The organism is Weissella sp. ESL1156, from assembly GCF_058505625.1.
In genome coordinates this window covers 1487792-1505869 of record NZ_CP196372.1, presented here as the reverse complement: position 1 = coordinate 1505869, position 18078 = coordinate 1487792, and the positions used below count along the sequence as shown (strand labels likewise).

Sequence of the window (18078 nt, the reverse complement as noted above, 5' to 3'; positions counted from 1 at the left end):
TTTCTATAAATATGATTCGAAATCAATTTTCTGTAAGTCACTTGATCCGACTTTAATTTGTTCAATCTCAACTTGCTTTGCTTGTAATAAATCTGCGACAAAATCATCATTATGATAGTTTCGTAAATAATTAATCTTCACAATACCTGCTTGAAGCAATAATTTTGTGCAATGCACACATGGAAAATCGGTCACAAATACTTGCGCACCATCAGCACTAATTCCCATCTTTGCTAATTGCATTAACGCATTTTGTTCAGCATGTACCGCTCGAATACAATGGCCATCGACAATTAGATCACCAACTTCCGTACAATGGGGCGTACCTGACACAGAACCATTATAACCACTTGCAATGATGCGCCCATCTTTCACAACTACTGCGCCGACATGTAGTCGGGTACAAGTACTACGTGCAGCTAAGATGATCGCCTGAAGCATAAAATATTTATCCCAAGTAATACGTTCATCTTTCATTTTTTAACCCCTCTTCATATGTCCTAGTTGTTCCTAATATTAGCAAGGATACCTTCCAATGAAAAGGCTTGAATTTTATGAAATACCGAAAATATCTAATAGTACCTGCTACATTTATTTAATGACCTTTTTATATACCAAAAACATGTTAAAATAGCTACTATTTTTTTGAATTTACTGTTGCAAAAAGTAGACATAGGCAAGATTGATTTTAAATTTCATTTATGTTAAAATGATATTAACTTTGGTTTATCTATTTTTAGAATAACATTCACAATTCACGCAGCGATTTCATTTGTCGCTGGCTATGGGGGTGCCCCATGAGAGGAGTTCTTATGCCTGCAGCATTAGCAGAAATTAAGCAACAATTAGATGCACACATCGGTGAACAAATTACTTTGACAACCCACGAAAGTCGTCACCGCACCATTGAACACCAAGCAATCGTTCGCAATACCTTCCGTTCAGTTTTCGTTCTTGATCTAGAACAAGATGGTCACGAATTTGATCGTGCTTCATTTAGCTACACCGACATTTTGACAGAAAACATTGAAATTGATTTCGATTAATATATTAAAAGCGCTGATTATAATGACATCACATTGTTATAATCAGCGCTTTTATTTTATGATTCATTCGTATGTTGATCTTGCTTTGCTAAACGCACCACTTCAAATTCGTTAATATATGCATCCTTAAAATCTAATGGTGTAATCGCAAAATTTTCTAATTCTATCGTATCGCCTGCATTAATATCAGGGAACTGTTCAATAATAAATCCTGTCAATGTCACCATATCTGATTTATCAAAAGCATGGATATCTGTTTTAAAATATCGTTCAAAATCATAAACGGTCATTTTACCAGATACTTTATAATGCATCTGTTGCTTATCATCAGAACCAAGCTTTTCAACTAAGTCATCAACCACCCAGTCAACTTCATCACGCACTGAACCAAATAATTCCTCGTAAATATCCTTATCCGTTACGATGCCTGATGTACCACCATACTCATCTTTTACAACAATCATAGGGGTCCGCTTTGAAATCATTAATTTCAAAACATCTTGAATTGGCATATTTTCTGGAACTGTTGGCATATTACGAATAATCTTACGAATCGATGCTGTTCGGTCGACTTCTACTTGGCGCATAATATCATAATTAAAAATATAACCCAATATTTTATCTTTATCTCCATCAGCAACGACAGGAAATCGTGAATGTTTTGTTTCAAAATAAGCATGTAGCGCATCTTCAATACTATCCGTCACATCGACAACTAACAGCTGCGTACGATCAATCATAATATCGTTAACAACTTTATCATTCATTTCAAAAGCACGTTCCATAAAGACATAATCTTCATTTTGTAACTGACCAAATCTAGCTGCATTACGTGATAAGTTCAATATTTCGGCTTCTGAATAAACTTCATTATCTTCAGACGCTGTCCGCAAACCCATTAAATGAGTTGCACCAGTCGCTGACTTGTTGAGTAACCAGACAAATGGGTAAAACAAAACGTGAAATAGTCGTAAAGGACCAGAAACGAACAGTGCCACTTTAACTGGAAATTCAATCGAAACATTTTTAGGTACCAACTCAGTTAATACCACTTCAATATACGTCAACAGAATCAACGCCACAATTGATGCAATCGCTGCAGCACTCGTTCCTGTCATTTCTTTCAAAACACCACCTGCCAATAACAGGTGCGCAATTGTTTCTTCACCCATCCAACCTAAGACTAAACCGGTGACCGTAATACCAACCTGGGTTGTTGAGAGATATTCATTTAGATTATCAACCATATGAATGGTCGCAGCAATTTTACGTGATGGCTTTTCACGAGCTTCTTGTAATTCAACTAAGGCACTACGACGCACTTTAACCAAAGCAAATTCAGCAGAAACACATAATGCTGCAAACATTAATACTAAAATTATTACAATGATTGATATAATCAATCTTCCTTCACTCAAATTAATTTCCTACTTTCAAATATAATGACACTAATTAAACATATTATATCAAATTTTTTATATTTAGAGACATACCTAATCAGTCTCATCTAATTTGAGTTACTTCAATATATCATGCTTAGCAAACGTTTTTATTTTAAAAGGCATCAAATTCTCCAAAACATTGGAATTTGATACCTTTCTTGTATTTTATTTATTAGACTATCGAATGATGCAATCAAACGAGGTTAATGTTTATTCTCTTTATCATTAATTATTATCAGCATCGTCTGATGTATCAATTTCCGTAGCAGGTAGAGCAACCACCTCAAACTCTTCGATATAAGCATCCTTAAAATCAAGCGCTGTAATCTCAAAATTAGCAATGTGAATTGCTTGGCCAACATGGAAATCTGGATGCTCATCCAAGACATAACCAGTTAACGTGACTTTTTCCGACTCTTCAAAAGATTTAATTTCTGTCTTAAAGAAACGTTCAAAGTCATATAACGTCATCTTACCAGATACTTTATAGTGCATATTACCAGCAGTATCTGAGCCCATTTTTTCGACTAAATCATCAGCGACATCGTCAATTTCATCTCGAACTGACCCAAATAATTCTTCATAAATATCTTTATCAGTCACAATACCAGATGTCCCACCAAACTCATCCTTTACAACAACGATTGGTGCACGATGTTCAATCATCTCTTGTAAGACTTCTGTGATTGGTTGCGTTTCAGAAACCGTTGGTAAGTTACGTAATACGGTACGAATTGACGCATTTGGACTGATTCGTCCTTGACGAACCAAATCATATGAAAAGACATAGCCAAGAATCTTATCTTTATCATTATCTGCAACAACTGGCATTCGTGAAAACTTTTCTTCTAAATACAAATTCAAAGCATCTGCAATAGAATCTGTGACATTCACAACCGTCAGTTGCGTACGATCAATCATAATATCAATTGCTTCTTTGTCATTCATGGCAAATGCACGCGTCATAAACGTTAAATCTTCTTCATCAAGTTCCCCTGCATCAGCAGCATCTCTGGATAAAGATAAAATTTCAGCCTCGGAATAAATATCTTCATTAGGATGGGCGTCAAATCCCAAAATCTTAGTAAAGAAAGCGGCCGCACGATCAAACAACCAAATTAATGGGTATAAAATCACATGAAAAAACATAACAGGTCGAACGATCGCTAATAATATTTTGACAGGCTGATCAATGGCGATATTTTTAGGTACCAAATCAGTAAATACAGCATGTATAAACGTAAAAATTAAAATAGCAGCGATTGATGCGACACTATGTGCAATAGCAGCTGGCAAAATATTTGCATTGATAATCAAAGTGGCAATAAAGTTTTCACCTAACCAACCTAAAATCAATGATGTTAATGTAATACCAACTTGTGCTGTTGATAGATATTCTGATAGATGGTCCAACATATTCAATGCATGAGAAATCTTACCTGAAGGCTTCTCACGTGCTTCTTGTAGCGCACGCAAAGAACTAGGACGTACTTTAACCAATGAATACTCCGTTAAAGTGAACAAAACAGCTAACAACAAAATAACAATGATAATCACCAGATTAGTGATAATAGACGGACCGGAATCCATGACATACCTTCTTTCAAAATTGGTTATAATTTTAATTATACCAAATGGCGTTACTTACTGTACACACCTGATTCAACTAAAGCATTATGCAATATGATAAATTGTTCCAACGATAATTTTTCTGCACGAATCCGTGGATCTAAGTCAATCAACGTTAATGCGTTAGTTAACTTCACTTTCATTTCATCATCTTTACCAAAAGCTGTCATTAAATTATTCCACAATGTCTTACGACGCATCGTAAAACCAATTTTGAATAAATTAAATAATTGCTTTTCGTTATGTGGCAATGTTTGTAAAGGTTCGCGTGGTGTTAATGAAATAATCGCTGAATCAACATTTGGGTTTGGCACAAATGCCGTTCGTGAGACCGTAAACGCTAAGGTCGCATGCATACGATATTGCACAGCTAATGTTAATGCACCGTAATCTTTTGTCCCCACCTCTGCAGACAAGCGATCGGCCACTTCTTTTTGCATCATCACAACGATATTTGCAAATGTTACTTCTGATTGCAGTACCTGCATTAAAATTGGTGTTGTGATGTAATAAGGCAAGTTTGCAACTAATTTCAACGGAGCATCTGGATCACTAAAATGTTGCTGAATCGCCTCTGCCAAATTTACTTTTAAAATGTCTTGATTAATAACTTTGACATTATCATAAGGTGCCATAGTATGTTCCAGCACTGGTATCAAACGATCATCAATTTCAAATGCTAAGACTTCCTTTGCTGCCCGAGCCAGCTGCTCAGTTAAAGCACCAATACCTGGTCCGATTTCAATCACATTATCTGTTGGTTGAACATCTCCAGCGGCAACAATATTTTTCAAAATATTAATATCTGTCAAAAAATTTTGACCCAAAGATTTTTTTGTATTAATACCAAAACTATTCATAATGGCCTGCGTCCGCATCGGCGTCGCAATATCTGGCACATCTGTCATTATTTTTCCTCATCTATTTTCCGTAAAATTTGTAAGAGTTCTTGTTTCTTAATACCAAACATCGTTAGGCGTTTCATTAATTGTTTACCGTTAACATAACCTAAGCCCATTTTTTCAGCCACATATTCACGTCGTTTTGCTGCATCACGGCCTGCCATTAAGCCCCATTGCCGTAAATCCGACAACGAAATATCTGATTGCATGGTTTTAGTTGGTGCTGTGTAGACTGACTGAAGTGCCATACGCAACACTGCCGGTGTCGCATACTCAATACCTAAACTATGATGTTTAATCTGACGCCCTGCTTCATCTTTCGTTAAAAAAGCATGCTTGGCATCAGGGACAGCTGTACTAATTAATTTTCTTAATCGCTCACCATTAAAATCAGGATCAGTAAAGACAATGATGCCCCGTGTTTTTGCTGCTTGTTTAATCGCTGCAATCGTTTGTTCACTCAATGCTGAACCATTTGTTTCAATTGTATCCGCTATCACCGCATGCCGTAAGGCTTCCGTATCTGCCCGTCCTTCGACAACAATCACTTCTTTAATTTTCATTAGTCTGTTGATCTAAATGCCATAAGCGATGGGCATTATTTGTTGTTATTTCAGCAATTTCGTTATAGGTTTTTCCCAATAAATCAGCAATATGTTCTATTGTATAATGAACATACATTGGCTCGTTTGGCTTGCCCCGCATTGGTGTTGGTGCCAAGTAAGGCGCATCCGTTTCAACCAATAATTTATCTAGTGGCACTGATTTCACGGTCTCTTGTACTTCTTTGGCATTCTTAAAAGTTGCGATCCCTGAAAATGAAATATACATCCCCAAGTCAATAAATTGCTGTGTTTCTTCGGGCGTACCCGTAAATGAATGCATCACGCCACCAAATTCTTCAACATGAGCTTCTTTTAGCAAATGATACGTATCCTTGATTGCGCTGCGTGTATGCACCGTTACTGGTAATTTAAATTCGTGTGCTAAATCCAATTGTTGTTGAAAAGCACGCTTTTGATCTGTTGATGATGGATTTTCATCCCAATAGTAATCTAATCCCGTCTCTCCAACACCAATCACGGCATCATCTTTTAATTGTTCACGATAAATTGCTAGTGCTTTATCATTGATTTGCGCAATATCTTCCGGTTGCCAACCAATAATAGCGTGCATCCCCTCAAATTCATGTGCCAATTGAATAGCCCGTTCATTAGATTGGATATCAAAACCAACAATGTTCATCTCAACAATCCGAAACTCACGCGCACGAGCCCAATAAGCTGCGACATCATGCCAAAACGTATCATCATTTAAATGTGTATGCGTATCATAACCATTTGATGGTCGTTTTCCTGAATTATAAATTGACATGTTCAGTCCTCTTTTATCCTTATTATTTATGCATTATTTTTTTTAATTTTTATTATTTTAGCAAGTATTTTTTAAAAACACCAAAAGAACTCATTAATACCAGTATATTAAGCATAACATGCAAACACACAGATTACCTATGATTAGACAAATATTATTCTTCTATATTATTTGCTAAAGTAATCCCCTGTGCACTAATGACTTCATCATATAACGACTTTAATAAACTAGGATGGTAATCACCTTGTAAACGACGTTCTTGTATATAATTCAGTTCAACTTGTAAGGCAGCTAATAAGACCGTTTGCTCATCTGCAGAATTTGCTTTTTGATGTTGTAAAAGTGCCTGTTGCTGCGTATATGCATTCCGCAAAGCAATTAATTGTCGTGGCTGATCATTTTCTTTTGGTAAATGATTCATATACTCCGTCATTGCTACATTAATAATCGACAAAATTTCATCAACAGCAGCAACATGATTCCGTGGTTGCATTTTTTTAACATGCACCGACTGTCTCTGAAATAAACGTTTTACCAGGCGTTGCCAAACTCGAAAGCGCTGCTTACCAATTTTACCAAACCCATTTTGGAATGACTGCATCCGATTATAAATCGTCAATGCTTCATTAGAAACCTCACCACTATCAATAGCTGTAATCATCGCCTGATCCGCCACTTCATACAAGGTACGATAAGCTTGTTTACGTGTGGCATCATCTAATTGTGCATCACCATAGCCAAGCTGGTCTTTTAATTGTTGCATCACGTTATGTTTTGTCATCTCAGATGAATCAGAATCACCGACATAAGCGATTGCTGCATTCACCATGCTGGTGTGTGCTTGATTATATGTTTCATCGTCATAATCAGGCATTATCCGCTTTAATACTTTCGGTAACCCAATAACAGGTACTAACAAACTCATAATAATGACTGTTGCTGCAATTAATAACAACGCATCTCTTTCTGTGAAAGCTGCGCCATTAGTTAAAGTTAGCGGTAGAGAAAATGCCATCGACATCGTCACAGCACCATGAACACCACCAATTGCAAAGACAAAACTATCACGTTTGACACGTTGTGGACTATCCAAATGTTTACTATATTGCATCGCAAAGTACCGGAAGATTGTCATCACAATATATAACAACACACCAATACCTAGTAATACCAGCCAAGTTCTCATTGGCTGCCGAATATAAACTTTTGCCACACGCACCAAAGATGTTCCTAATAAGACAAACACCACACCATTCAAAATTTGTGAAATAATATCTGTCAGTTCTATGGTTAAATGATTTAACTTTGGTGCCATAAACTTTGTATGCTGTTGTTCTACATTAGATAGAACGCCCATAACGACAACAGCAATAATTCCTGATACACCAAAGCCATGCTCGGCAATGCCATAAACAATAATTGGCGTCAAGAAGTATAGTAATATATGGGATACCGTGTCATCAAATTCTGCTTTCAATAAATGCTGGCGTAAATAGATAAATATAAATCCTGCCACACCACCAGCAATAACGCCTCCTAAAGCAACAATTATAAATTCGCCGAAACCATGAAGAAATGAAAATTTACCAGTATTCATCCATAAAATGGCCAACTCTAAAATCACTAAACCCGTTGCATCATTAAATAATGATTCCAAGTTCAATGATCTTTTAATGTTTTTTGGCATAGCCAAGCCATTCGTCACTGATTCTAATGCTGTTGCATCTGTTGGCGTCACAATGGCTGCTAACGCTAATGCAAATGGTAATGCCCAACCAATCACAACATGACCAAAAATCATCAAAACAACCACCGTTAACACTGCTAAAACACCAGCTAATGCAACAATTGATCGAAAATGTTTTGAAATTAGTCGTGCTTGTGTACGTTGCCCTTCATAAAATAATAGCGGTGCAATAACCAACATCATAAACCATTCTGGATTTAACATAATGACATATTTATTCACCACTGGTAAACTAGCTAACAAAATACCGCCAGCAATTTGCCACAAAGCTTGTGGTATTTTTGGAAAAGCTTGTGTCAAAAAATTAGCAATAATGATTGTGGCACAAATATATGCTAATGCATAAAAAATCGTCATACGACCTCCTCCTCGCCGCCTGTCTTCTTCAATAAATAAGGGATTGAGAATATCTTCCCAATCCCTTAACACTGTTCATGTTGAACCATTAACCTAGCTCTGAACCTGCTTCAATCTCATCTGGCAATATTGATAAGGTCACTTTACCATCTTTTTCAGCGGAAAGTAACATTCCTTCAGATAATTCCCCCATCATCTTACGTGGCTTCAAATTAGCAACGTAAGCAACTTTCTTACCAACTAGTTCACCATACTCTGGATAAAACTTTTTAATACCTGACAAAATTGTTCGACCATCAGCTGAACCATCATCTAACTTAAAACGTAATAATTTATTAGACTTCTCAACTTCAGAAACTTCCTTGATCTCAGCGACACGTAATTCGACCTTGTCGAAATCATCAAAAACGATTTCTTCTTTTGTCATGACCTTCTTAGGTGCCTTAGGATTAGTACTTGAACGTGTCTGTTTACCACCTTGACCCGTCATGTTATCACGAATATAAGCAACTTCAGCTTCAACATCTACTCGTGGGAAAATTGGCTGTCCCTTTTCAACAACTTTGCCACCAGTTGGCAAATCTTCAAAGCGTAGATCAACAATTTGAACATTTGATTCTGTCAGTCCTAATTGTTGGAAAATTTTGCGAGGTGCTTGTGTCAGAATTGGTTGTAGTAGAATGGCTACAACTCGTAATGCTGCTGCTAAATGAGCCATAACTGATGCCAACACATCAGTTTTACTATCATCCTTTGCCAACGTCCATGGTGTTGTCTCATCAATATACTTATTTGCTCGTGAAATCAATTGCCAAATTGCAGCTAATGCATCTGCTGTATGCATTGATTGCATATTCGCATTGTACGTTGCAATCGTATCTTGTGCCGTTTGTACTAACTCGCGATCAAAGTCAGTCAATCCAGTATGTAATTCTGGAATCACACCACCTTCATATTTATTAATCATCGCAACTGTACGATTTAACAAATTACCCAGATCATTTGCTAAGTCATAATTTAACTTTGACACAAAGTCTTCAGGTGTAAAAATACCATCGTTCCCAAATGGCATTGCACGTAGTAGATAGTAACGAACCGCATCAATCCCATAGCGATCTGCCAACGTATCAGGGTAAACAACATTTCCCTTTGACTTTGACATTTTACCATCACGCATCGTTAACCAACCGTGGCCAACAATTGTTTCAGGTAATGGCAGCCCTAATGCATGCAACATAATTGGCCAATAAATTGTATGGAAACGAACAATTTCCTTACCAACTAAATGAACATTTGCTGGCCAGTACTTATCAAACATTGTTGTATCATCTGACATATAACCGAGCTTTGTAATATAGTTAGATAGCGCATCAATCCAAACATAGACCACATGATCTGGATCTGAAGCAACTGGCACACCCCAATTGAATGCTGTACGGGTGACTGCCAAATCTTCTAACCCCGGTTCGATAAAATTCTTAATCATTTCATTCATCCGCGCAGCAGGTTGAATGAAATTAGGATGTGACTTGTAATAATCAAGTAGCCAGTCAGCATACTTACTCATCTTGAAAAAATATGACTCTTCTTTAACCAGTTCAACTTCATGACCTGAAGGTGCTTTGCCACCAATGACATGACCGTCATCATCACGATAAACCTCTGCTAATTGTGATTCAGTAAAATATTCTTCATCATCAACAGAGTACCAACCTTCATACTGACCTTTATAAATATCACCTTGATCTAAAAATTTTTGAAAGATCTTTTGAACTGCTTTTTCATGATAGTCATCTGTTGTACGAATAAAACCATCATTACTAATCTCAAGTTCAGACCACAATTTTTTAATATCTGCAGCCATCTTATCAACGTATTCTTGTGGTGAAACGTTTAGTTTTTCGGCCTTTTGTTCAATTTTTAGACCGTGTTCATCGGTTCCTGTTAGAAAATACACATCTTCATTCAACAATCGGTGATAACGTGCAGCAGCGTCAGCAAGTACAGTTGTGTATGTATTACCAATGTGCAATTTACCAGATGGATAGTAGATTGGTGTTGTGATGTAAAAAGTCTTTTGTTCTGCCATTAATTATTACCTCCCATCCTACAGATGAGTAGAATGTATATTTTAGTATCTATATTGTTTGTCTGACAATAATTATAGCAAAATTTAGCGTTTCTCGCTGAAAAATCAAAAATATCAGCAGTTTCTGATAAATAGTTATATTTAGTTAGTTTGAAATTTGACAAACTAACGATATAAGTTTATTATTTAGTAAGTTAATATATTAACTAACTAAATAATAAATATTAATTGGAGGATTACACAATGCATAAAGACACTATTATTAAAAATATTTTGATGATTTCTCGTCATCCATACATCATCTTTTCTACAAAAATCGCACAACATCATGATAAATCATTTGCTACCTTAAAAATTTTGTCAACAACAGAAAATGTCACAGCAAGCTATCTATCAGAGGCTTTTGATATTAAGCCTTCTAGTGTAACACAAATTATTAAAAAGTTAGAAGAAGGTGGCCTGGTGAATCGAGAAAAGTCTGATGAAGATTCGCGCATTAGTTATCTCAGATTAACTGATAAAGGTCGTGAAAACCTCAAAGAAAGTGATGTCACGAGTGATTCATTACAAAATCTCTTATTTAAAGACTTTACAGAAGACGAGCTCGTTAATTTTAACGACTACTTAACACGTCTTGTTAAGAACAGTGAAAGTGATGAATTTAAGAAACAACTACAAGAAGTTTTTGGTGATGACGAACGTTGGGCTCACTTTGATAAGATGAGTACCCGTTTTGGGCGTGCTCGCTCTCATATGTTAGAAGCTGAACACGCACATCGACATGGTCATCCACATCATTTCCGTGAACGATTTAACAATGAATCACGATCTTTTTTTAATTAAAAAATCTACACATAACATATAAGTGCTTAAAAAATAAAGCAGGTTAGAAAATTTTCCAAATTTTCTAACCTGCTTTTCAATTTAACAAAATTAATTTTGTTTCAATTGTCTGATTATTATCAGTAAGCCAACTGTCTTTTGAAAGACATTGAAATAGTTTATCAATTCTTATCGACAAAAAAAGAACCCGCAACCAATTGTGAGTTCTTTCATTTGCATCGCAATGTCCTATCCTCGCAGGAGGCGATCCTCCAACTACTTTCGGCGTAACTGAGCTTAACTGCTGTGTTCGGTATGGGAACAGGTGTGACCTCAGTGCCATCATCACGACACGTTTCTAATTGAGTGAACTTAGTTCCCTCAAAACTGAATCATAATTGCTTTTTTGCCTTACACCACTTGCTACTTGGTTAAGTCCTCGAACCATTAGTACTAGTCCGCTCCATGCGTCACCGCACGTCCACTTCTAGCCTATCTACCTCATCATCTTTGAGGGGTCTTACTTCATTACTGAATGGGAAATCTCATCTCGAGGCGAGTTTCACACTTAGATGCTTTCAGCGTTTATCTCATCCGTACATAGCTACTCAGCGATGCTCCTGGCGGAACAACTGATACACCAGTGGTACGTCCACCCCGGTCCTCTCGTACTAAGGGCAGCTCCTCTCAAATTTCCTACGCCCGCGACGGATAGGGACCGAACTGTCTCACGACGTTCTGAACCCAGCTCGCGTACCGCTTTAATGGGCGAACAGCCCAACCCTTGGGACCGACTACAGCCCCAGGATGCGATGAGCCGACATCGAGGTGCCAAACCTCCCCGTCGATGTGGACTCTTGGGGGAGATAAGCCTGTTATCCCCAGGGTAGCTTTTGTCCGTTGAGCGATGGCCCTTCCATGCGGAACCACCGGATCACTAAGCCCTACTTTCGTACCTGCTCGACTGGTAAGTCTCACAGTCAAGCTCCCTTGTGCCTTTACACTCTGCGAATGATTTCCAACCATTCTGAGGGAACCTTTGGGCGCCTCCGTTACCTTTTAGGAGGCGACCGCCCCAGTCAAACTGCCTGCCAGACACTGTCTTCCACCACGCTTAGTGGTGTGAGTTAGAGTGTTCATACAACGAGGGTAGTATCCCACGTTTGCCTCCATCGAAACTAGCGTCCCGATTTCTACGGCTCCTACCTATGCTGTACAAGCTGCACAAACACTCAATATCAAGCTACAGTAAAGCTCCATGGGGTCTTTCCGTCCTGTCGCGGGTAACCCGCATCTTCACGGGTCTTTAAATTTCACCGAGTCTCTCGTTGAGACAGCGCCCAGATCGTTACGCCTTTCGTGCGGGTCGGAACTTACCCGACAAGGAATTTCGCTACCTTAGGACCGTTATAGTTACGGCCGCCGTTTACTGGGGCTTCAATTCGTACCTTCGCCGAAGCTAAGCACTCCTTTTAACCTTCCAGCACCGGGCAGGCGTCAGCCCCTATACGTCATCTTACGATTTTGCAGAAACCTGTGTTTTTGATAAACAGTCGCCTGGGCCTATTCACTGCGGCTCAGCTTGCGCTGAGCACCCCTTCTCCCGAAGTTACGGGGTCATTTTGCCGAGTTCCTTAACGAGAGTTCACTCGCTCACCTTAGGATGCTCTCCTCAACTACCTGTGTCGGTTTGCGGTACGGGCAGGTAAACACTAACTAGAAGCTTTTCTCGGCAGCGTGACATCACAGACTTCCCTACTTGATTTCGGTCCTCATCACAACTTATCCTTATGACAGCAAGCATTTGACTCACTCTCAGACTCATTGCTTGACCCAGCTTTTCCAACTGCTGGGTTCTGTTAGCCTTCTGCGTCCCTCCATTGTTCAAACATGTTCACCTGGTACAGGAATCTCAACCTGTTAGCCATCGACTACGCCTTTCGGCCTCGCCTTAGGTCCCGACTAACCCTGGGAGGACGAGCCTTCCCCAGGAAACCTTAGTCATACGGTGGACAGGATTCTCACCTGTCTTTCGCTACTCATACCGGCATTCTCACTTCTAAGCGCTCCACCAGTCCTCACGGTCTGACTTCATCGCCCTTAGAACGCTCTCCTATCGCGCCACTGATGTGGCACCCGTAGTTTCGGTGGTGTGTTTAGCCCCGGTACATTTTCGGCGCAGAATCACTCGACTAGTGAGCTATTACGCACTCTTTAAATGGTGGCTGCTTCTGAGCCAACATCCTAGTTGTCTATGCAACTTCACATCCTTTTCCACTTAACACACACTTAGGGACCTTAACTGACGATCTGGGCTGTTCCCCTTTCGACAATGGATCTTATCACTCACTGTCTGACTCCCGGACATACGTGATTGGCATTCGGAGTTTATCTTAATTTAGTAACCCGAGATGGGCCCCGCACCAAAACAGTGCTCTACCTCCAACACGCTATCTTCCGAGGCTAGCCCTAAAGCTATTTCGGAGAGAACCAGCTATCTCCAAGTTCGATTGGAATTTCACCGCTACCCACACCTCATCCCAACATTTTTCAACATGTACGGGTTCGGGCCTCCAGTGCGTTTTACCGCACCTTCACCCTGGACATGGGTAGGTCACCTGGTTTCGGGTCTACAACAACATACTCGAACGCCCATTTCAGACTCGCTTTCGCTACGGCTCCGGTCTTTCCACCTTAACCTTGCATGTTATCGTAACTCGCCGGTTCATTCTACAAAAGGCACGCTATCACCCATTAACGGGCTCTAACTTGTTGTAGGCACATGGTTTCAGGAACTTTTTCACTCCCCTTCCGGGGTGCTTTTCACCTTTCCCTCACGGTACTGGTTCACTATCGGTCACTAGGGAGTATTTAGCCTTACGAGATGGTCCTCGCAGTTTCCGACCGGATTTCACGTGTCCGGCCGTACTCAGGATCCTACACGGGAGTTTGCTTACTTTCGCATACGGGGCTATCACCCTGTTTCGCTCAGCTTCCCAGCTGCTTCTGCTAATAAACAAATTTGTAACTCCACAACGGTAGTCCTACAACCCCAGTGTGCAAGCACACTGGTTTGGGCTCCTCCGCGTTCGCTCGCCGCTACTGACGGAATCGATTTTTCTTTCTTCTCCTGTTGCTAATGAGATGTTTCAGTTCACAACGTCTACCTTCGTTCAACTATGTATTCATTGAACGATAACTTGCATCACAAGTTGGGTTCCCCCATTCGGAAATCCCCGGATCATAGCTTACTTACAGCTCCCCGAGGCATATCGGTGTTAGTCCCGTCCTTCATCGGCTCCTAGTGCCAAGGCATTCACCATGCGCCCTTAATAACTTAACCGATCAACTCTCGTTGATGATTTCGTTTGAGTATTGTGACTCAATGGTCACAAGCGATTTTAAACTGATTTAAAAAACTCAAAAAATTACGCGGTGTATTTTTTCGGCTCAATTTAATTGATTAATATCAATTGAAATGAATTTAAAAATTTACAATTATGATTCAGTTTTCAAAGAACTAATAAGCAACCGTTTGGTTGCGATGGAGAATATCGGGATCGAACCGATGACCTCCTGCTTGCAAAGCAGGCGCTCTCCCAGCTGAGCTAATTCCCCATATCATGGGACTGAGAGGACTCGAACCTCCGACCTCACCCTTATCAGGGGTGCGCTCTAACCAGCTGAGCTACAGTCCCAGAGATTCGACTCTCTGTCTTCATTGAGTGTAAATCACTCAAAACTAAATATCGTTTCGTTGATTGTGTAGGTTTCCGATTTTCCTTAGAAAGGAGGTGATCCAGCCGCAGGTTCTCCTACGGCTACCTTGTTACGACTTCACCCTAATCATCTGTCCCACCTTAGACGGCTGGCTCCTAAAAGGTTACCCCACCGGCTTTGGGTGTTACAAACTCTCATGGTGTGACGGGCGGTGTGTACAAGACCCGGGAACGTATTCACCGCGGCGTGCTGATCCGCGATTACTAGCGATTCCGACTTCATGTAGGCGAGTTGCAGCCTACAATCCGAACTGAGACATACTTTAAGAGATTAGCGCACCCTCGCGGGTTGGCGACTCGTTGTATATGCCATTGTAGCACGTGTGTAGCCCAGGTCATAAGGGGCATGATGATTTGACGTCATCCCCACCTTCCTCCGGTTTGTCACCGGCAGTCTCACTAGAGTGCCCAACTGAATGCTGGCAACTAATAATAAGGGTTGCGCTCGTTGCGGGACTTAACCCAACATCTCACGACACGAGCTGACGACAACCATGCACCACCTGTCACCTTGTCCCCGAAGGGAACATCCTATTTCTAGGATTAGCAAGGGATGTCAAGACCTGGTAAGGTTCTTCGCGTTGCTTCGAATTAAACCACATGCTCCACCGCTTGTGCGGGTCCCCGTCAATTCCTTTGAGTTTCAACCTTGCGGTCGTACTCCCCAGGCGGAGTGCTTAATGCGTTAGCTACGACACTCAAGGGCGGAAACCCTCGAACATCTAGCACTCATCGTTTACGGTGTGGACTACCAGGGTATCTAATCCTGTTTGCTACCCACACTTTCGAGCCTCAACGTCAGTTACAGTCCAGAAAGCCGCCTTCGCCACTGGTGTTCTTCCATATATCTACGCATTTCACCGCTACACATGGAGTTCCACTTTCCTCTACTGCACTCAAGTCATCCAGTTTCCAAAGCCATTCCTCAGTTGAGCTGAGGGCTTTCACTTCAGACTTAAATAACCGTCTGCGCTCGCTTTACGCCCAATAAATCCGGATAACGCTTGGAACATACGTATTACCGCGGCTGCTGGCACGTATTTAGCCGTTCCTTTCTGGTAAGATACCGTCACACACTGAACAGTTACTCTCAGTGCCGTTCTTCTCTTATAACAGTGTTTTACGAGCCGAAACCCTTCATCACACACGCGGCGTTGCTCCATCAGGCTTGCGCCCATTGTGGAAGATTCCCTACTGCTGCCTCCCGTAGGAGTATGGGCCGTGTCTCAGTCCCATTGTGGCCGATCAGTCTCTCAACTCGGCTATGCATCATGGCCTTGGTAAGCCTTTACCTTACCAACTAGCTAATGCACCGCGGGTCCATCTCTTAGTGATAGCAGAACCATCTTTCAACCAACAACCATGCGGTTGTTGGTATTATACGGTATTAGCACTTGTTTCCAAATGTTATCCCCTGCTAAGAGGTAGGTTACCCACGTGTTACTCACCCGTTCGCCACTCTTTGTCAGATAAAATCAAATCTGAGCAAGCTCGTCATTTCATTTAAAGACAAAGCGTTCGACTTGCATGTATTAGGCACGCCGCCAGCGTTCATCCTGAGCCAGGATCAAACTCTCATTTTAAAAGTTTGAGTATAACTCATTGTTTTTTGTTGTTTAACAGAAGTTAAACGAATTTACTAGCGAATTGACTTCGCAAATGTTTTTGTATCAAGCAAATTGCTTGATGACCCTACACATTTGTTTCATCGAAACGATATTCAGTTTTCAATGATCTACGTTGTCCCGCTGACAACTTAACTCATATTACAGTATATTCAAATCATTGTCAACAACTAATTAAATTAATTATTAATTGATTTAAACTGTAAATCCGTTATCTCACACGACCACTTAAATATGTTAGCAGTAATCCTAACGTTCGTCAACAAGTAATTATTTATAATTTTTTACGAACATTCTTATTCACCAATTAGTATAGAAAATTATCTGGCAAATAAATCTATTATGTACAATAAAAAATCGTGAATCCACCAGATTAGAATGGTGAATTCACGACTTTTTAACCGACTTAAATCATTCTTCTCCTCTGCCAATAAGTTTGCCTAACTCTTACTAAGATATAACCAAATCTACAATATAAATGTTTAACATCATCTTACTAGCGATTAAACAACCATCATACCTATCAGCTTATTTAATAAATAGAAAGAACATTGATTATATTTTGAGATCAGTGAAAAATTCCCGTGCATCACCAACAATTTGTTTAACGTTCGATGGTGCTGGAATTTTTTCTAAATTAATTGCTAATACTGGTACATTTGGACTCACGTATTGTAATAAACCAGCAAATGGATAGACCACAAAGCTTGTTCCCACGATCACAACAAAGTCTGCTTGTGCAACCCATTGTACTGCTTCATCGACCCGAAATGGTACTTCACCATATAAAGTGATTGCTGGTCGTAATAATGCACCATCTTCACGATAAAGTGAATGTAAATATGATTTCACATCACTTGGTTGACCATCTTTAGGTGCATAAATATTATATAGTGACCCATGGAATTCAATAACATGTTCAGCCCCTGCCTTCAAATGTAAACCATCAACATTTTGGGTAATAATTCGTGCACGTTGTTGTTGCGTTAAAGCTGCCATCTTTTGATGAATAATATTTGGTTGTGCATCTGGGAAATACATATTTTCCTTTGCAAATTCATACATCTTTTCAGGTTCTTTTGCTAAGGCTTCTGTGCTTAATAGATATTCTGGTGGTAATGAGACGCCATCATAAATACCTCCCTTAGATCGATAATCAGGAATACCTGATGCTGTTGACACGCCAGCACCAGTTAAAAACACAATATTTTTCGCCTGATTAAATAATTGTTGGATGTCCGACGTTATTAATGTCATTTTCTCCTC

The 18078-nt window shown here is 39.9% G+C and carries 11 protein-coding genes, 2 tRNA genes and 3 rRNA genes; 2 read left to right on the top strand and 14 right to left on the bottom strand.

The features are described 5' to 3' along the window. Positions 1 to 3: 3 nt before the first annotated feature. Positions 4 to 477: a deoxycytidylate deaminase gene (locus tag ACSKY2_RS07725; RefSeq protein ID WP_489877353.1), complete on the bottom strand. Its 474-nt coding sequence runs from the start codon at positions 475 to 477 to the stop codon at positions 4 to 6. Positions 478 to 812: 335 nt separating this feature from the next. On the opposite strand from ACSKY2_RS07725, the gene ACSKY2_RS07720 reads away from it, so the two are divergent. Beyond that, a complete protein-coding gene (locus ACSKY2_RS07720; RefSeq protein WP_489840608.1) occupies positions 813 to 1046 on the top strand; it encodes a Veg family protein in 234 nt (77 codons plus the stop codon). A gap of 56 nt (positions 1047 to 1102) precedes the next feature. Here the strand turns inward: ACSKY2_RS07720 and ACSKY2_RS07715 are convergent, their stop codons facing one another. The 7 genes from ACSKY2_RS07715 to metG all read right to left on the bottom strand — a co-directional run bounded on the left by ACSKY2_RS07715 (position 1103) and on the right by metG (position 10586). Further along, positions 1103 to 2464: a hemolysin family protein gene (locus ACSKY2_RS07715; protein ID WP_489877352.1), complete on the bottom strand. Its 1362-nt coding sequence runs from the start codon at positions 2462 to 2464 to the stop codon at positions 1103 to 1105. A gap of 249 nt (positions 2465 to 2713) precedes the next feature. Then, on the bottom strand, positions 2714 to 4078 hold the full coding sequence (locus tag ACSKY2_RS07710; protein ID WP_489877351.1) for a hemolysin family protein: 1365 nt from the start codon (positions 4076 to 4078) through the stop codon (positions 2714 to 2716). A gap of 50 nt (positions 4079 to 4128) precedes the next feature. Then, complete coding sequence (gene rsmA / locus ACSKY2_RS07705; RefSeq protein WP_489877350.1) at positions 4129 to 5025, bottom strand: 16S rRNA (adenine(1518)-N(6)/adenine(1519)-N(6))-dimethyltransferase RsmA; 897 nt, start codon at positions 5023 to 5025, stop codon at positions 4129 to 4131. Continuing rightward, positions 5025 to 5582, bottom strand: coding sequence for a ribonuclease M5 (gene rnmV / locus ACSKY2_RS07700; RefSeq protein ID WP_489877349.1), 558 nt, complete (start codon positions 5580 to 5582; stop codon positions 5025 to 5027). Before rnmV ends, rsmA begins: the two co-directional genes overlap by 1 nt. Then, positions 5572 to 6393 carry a TatD family hydrolase gene (locus tag ACSKY2_RS07695; RefSeq protein ID WP_489877348.1) on the bottom strand — a complete coding sequence of 274 codons (822 nt, stop codon included), beginning with the start codon at positions 6391 to 6393 and terminating at the stop codon, positions 5572 to 5574. The genes rnmV and ACSKY2_RS07695 overlap by 11 nt, the downstream gene beginning before the upstream one ends. A 154-nt stretch (positions 6394 to 6547) precedes the next feature. Continuing rightward, positions 6548 to 8497 (bottom strand): cation:proton antiporter, encoded by a 1950-nt coding sequence (locus ACSKY2_RS07690; protein WP_489877347.1) that lies wholly within the window; start codon positions 8495 to 8497, stop codon positions 6548 to 6550. Positions 8498 to 8585: 88 nt separating this feature from the next. After that, the gene (metG, locus tag ACSKY2_RS07685; RefSeq protein WP_489877346.1) at positions 8586 to 10586 is read right to left on the bottom strand and encodes a methionine--tRNA ligase; all 2001 of its coding nucleotides are present in this window, start codon (positions 10584 to 10586) and stop codon (positions 8586 to 8588) included. 243 nt (positions 10587 to 10829) lie between these two features. Between metG and ACSKY2_RS07680 the strand changes: the two genes are divergently transcribed. Then, positions 10830 to 11429: a MarR family winged helix-turn-helix transcriptional regulator gene (locus tag ACSKY2_RS07680; RefSeq protein ID WP_489840392.1), complete on the top strand. Its 600-nt coding sequence runs from the start codon at positions 10830 to 10832 to the stop codon at positions 11427 to 11429. A 215-nt stretch (positions 11430 to 11644) separates the two neighbouring features. Here ACSKY2_RS07680 and rrf read toward each other — a convergent pair. The 6 genes from rrf to ACSKY2_RS07650 all read right to left on the bottom strand — a co-directional run bounded on the left by rrf (position 11645) and on the right by ACSKY2_RS07650 (position 18069). After that, positions 11645 to 11761, bottom strand: a 5S ribosomal RNA gene (rrf, locus tag ACSKY2_RS07675). A 74-nt stretch (positions 11762 to 11835) separates the two neighbouring features. Continuing rightward, positions 11836 to 14751: ribosomal RNA gene (locus ACSKY2_RS07670) — 23S ribosomal RNA — on the bottom strand. Positions 14752 to 14953: 202 nt separating this feature from the next. Beyond that, a tRNA-Ala gene (locus ACSKY2_RS07665) sits at positions 14954 to 15026 on the bottom strand. Positions 15027 to 15032: 6 nt separating this feature from the next. After that, a tRNA-Ile gene (locus tag ACSKY2_RS07660) sits at positions 15033 to 15106 on the bottom strand. Between the two features lie 89 nt (positions 15107 to 15195). Continuing rightward, a 16S ribosomal RNA gene (locus ACSKY2_RS07655) occupies positions 15196 to 16770 on the bottom strand. The 16S, 23S and 5S rRNA genes sit together here with 2 tRNA genes alongside, the layout of an rRNA operon. 597 nt (positions 16771 to 17367) lie before the next feature. Continuing rightward, entirely contained in the window at positions 17368 to 18069 is a 702-nt protein-coding gene (locus ACSKY2_RS07650) for an NAD-dependent protein deacylase (protein ID WP_489877345.1), read from the bottom strand. Positions 18070 to 18078 lie beyond the last annotated feature (9 nt).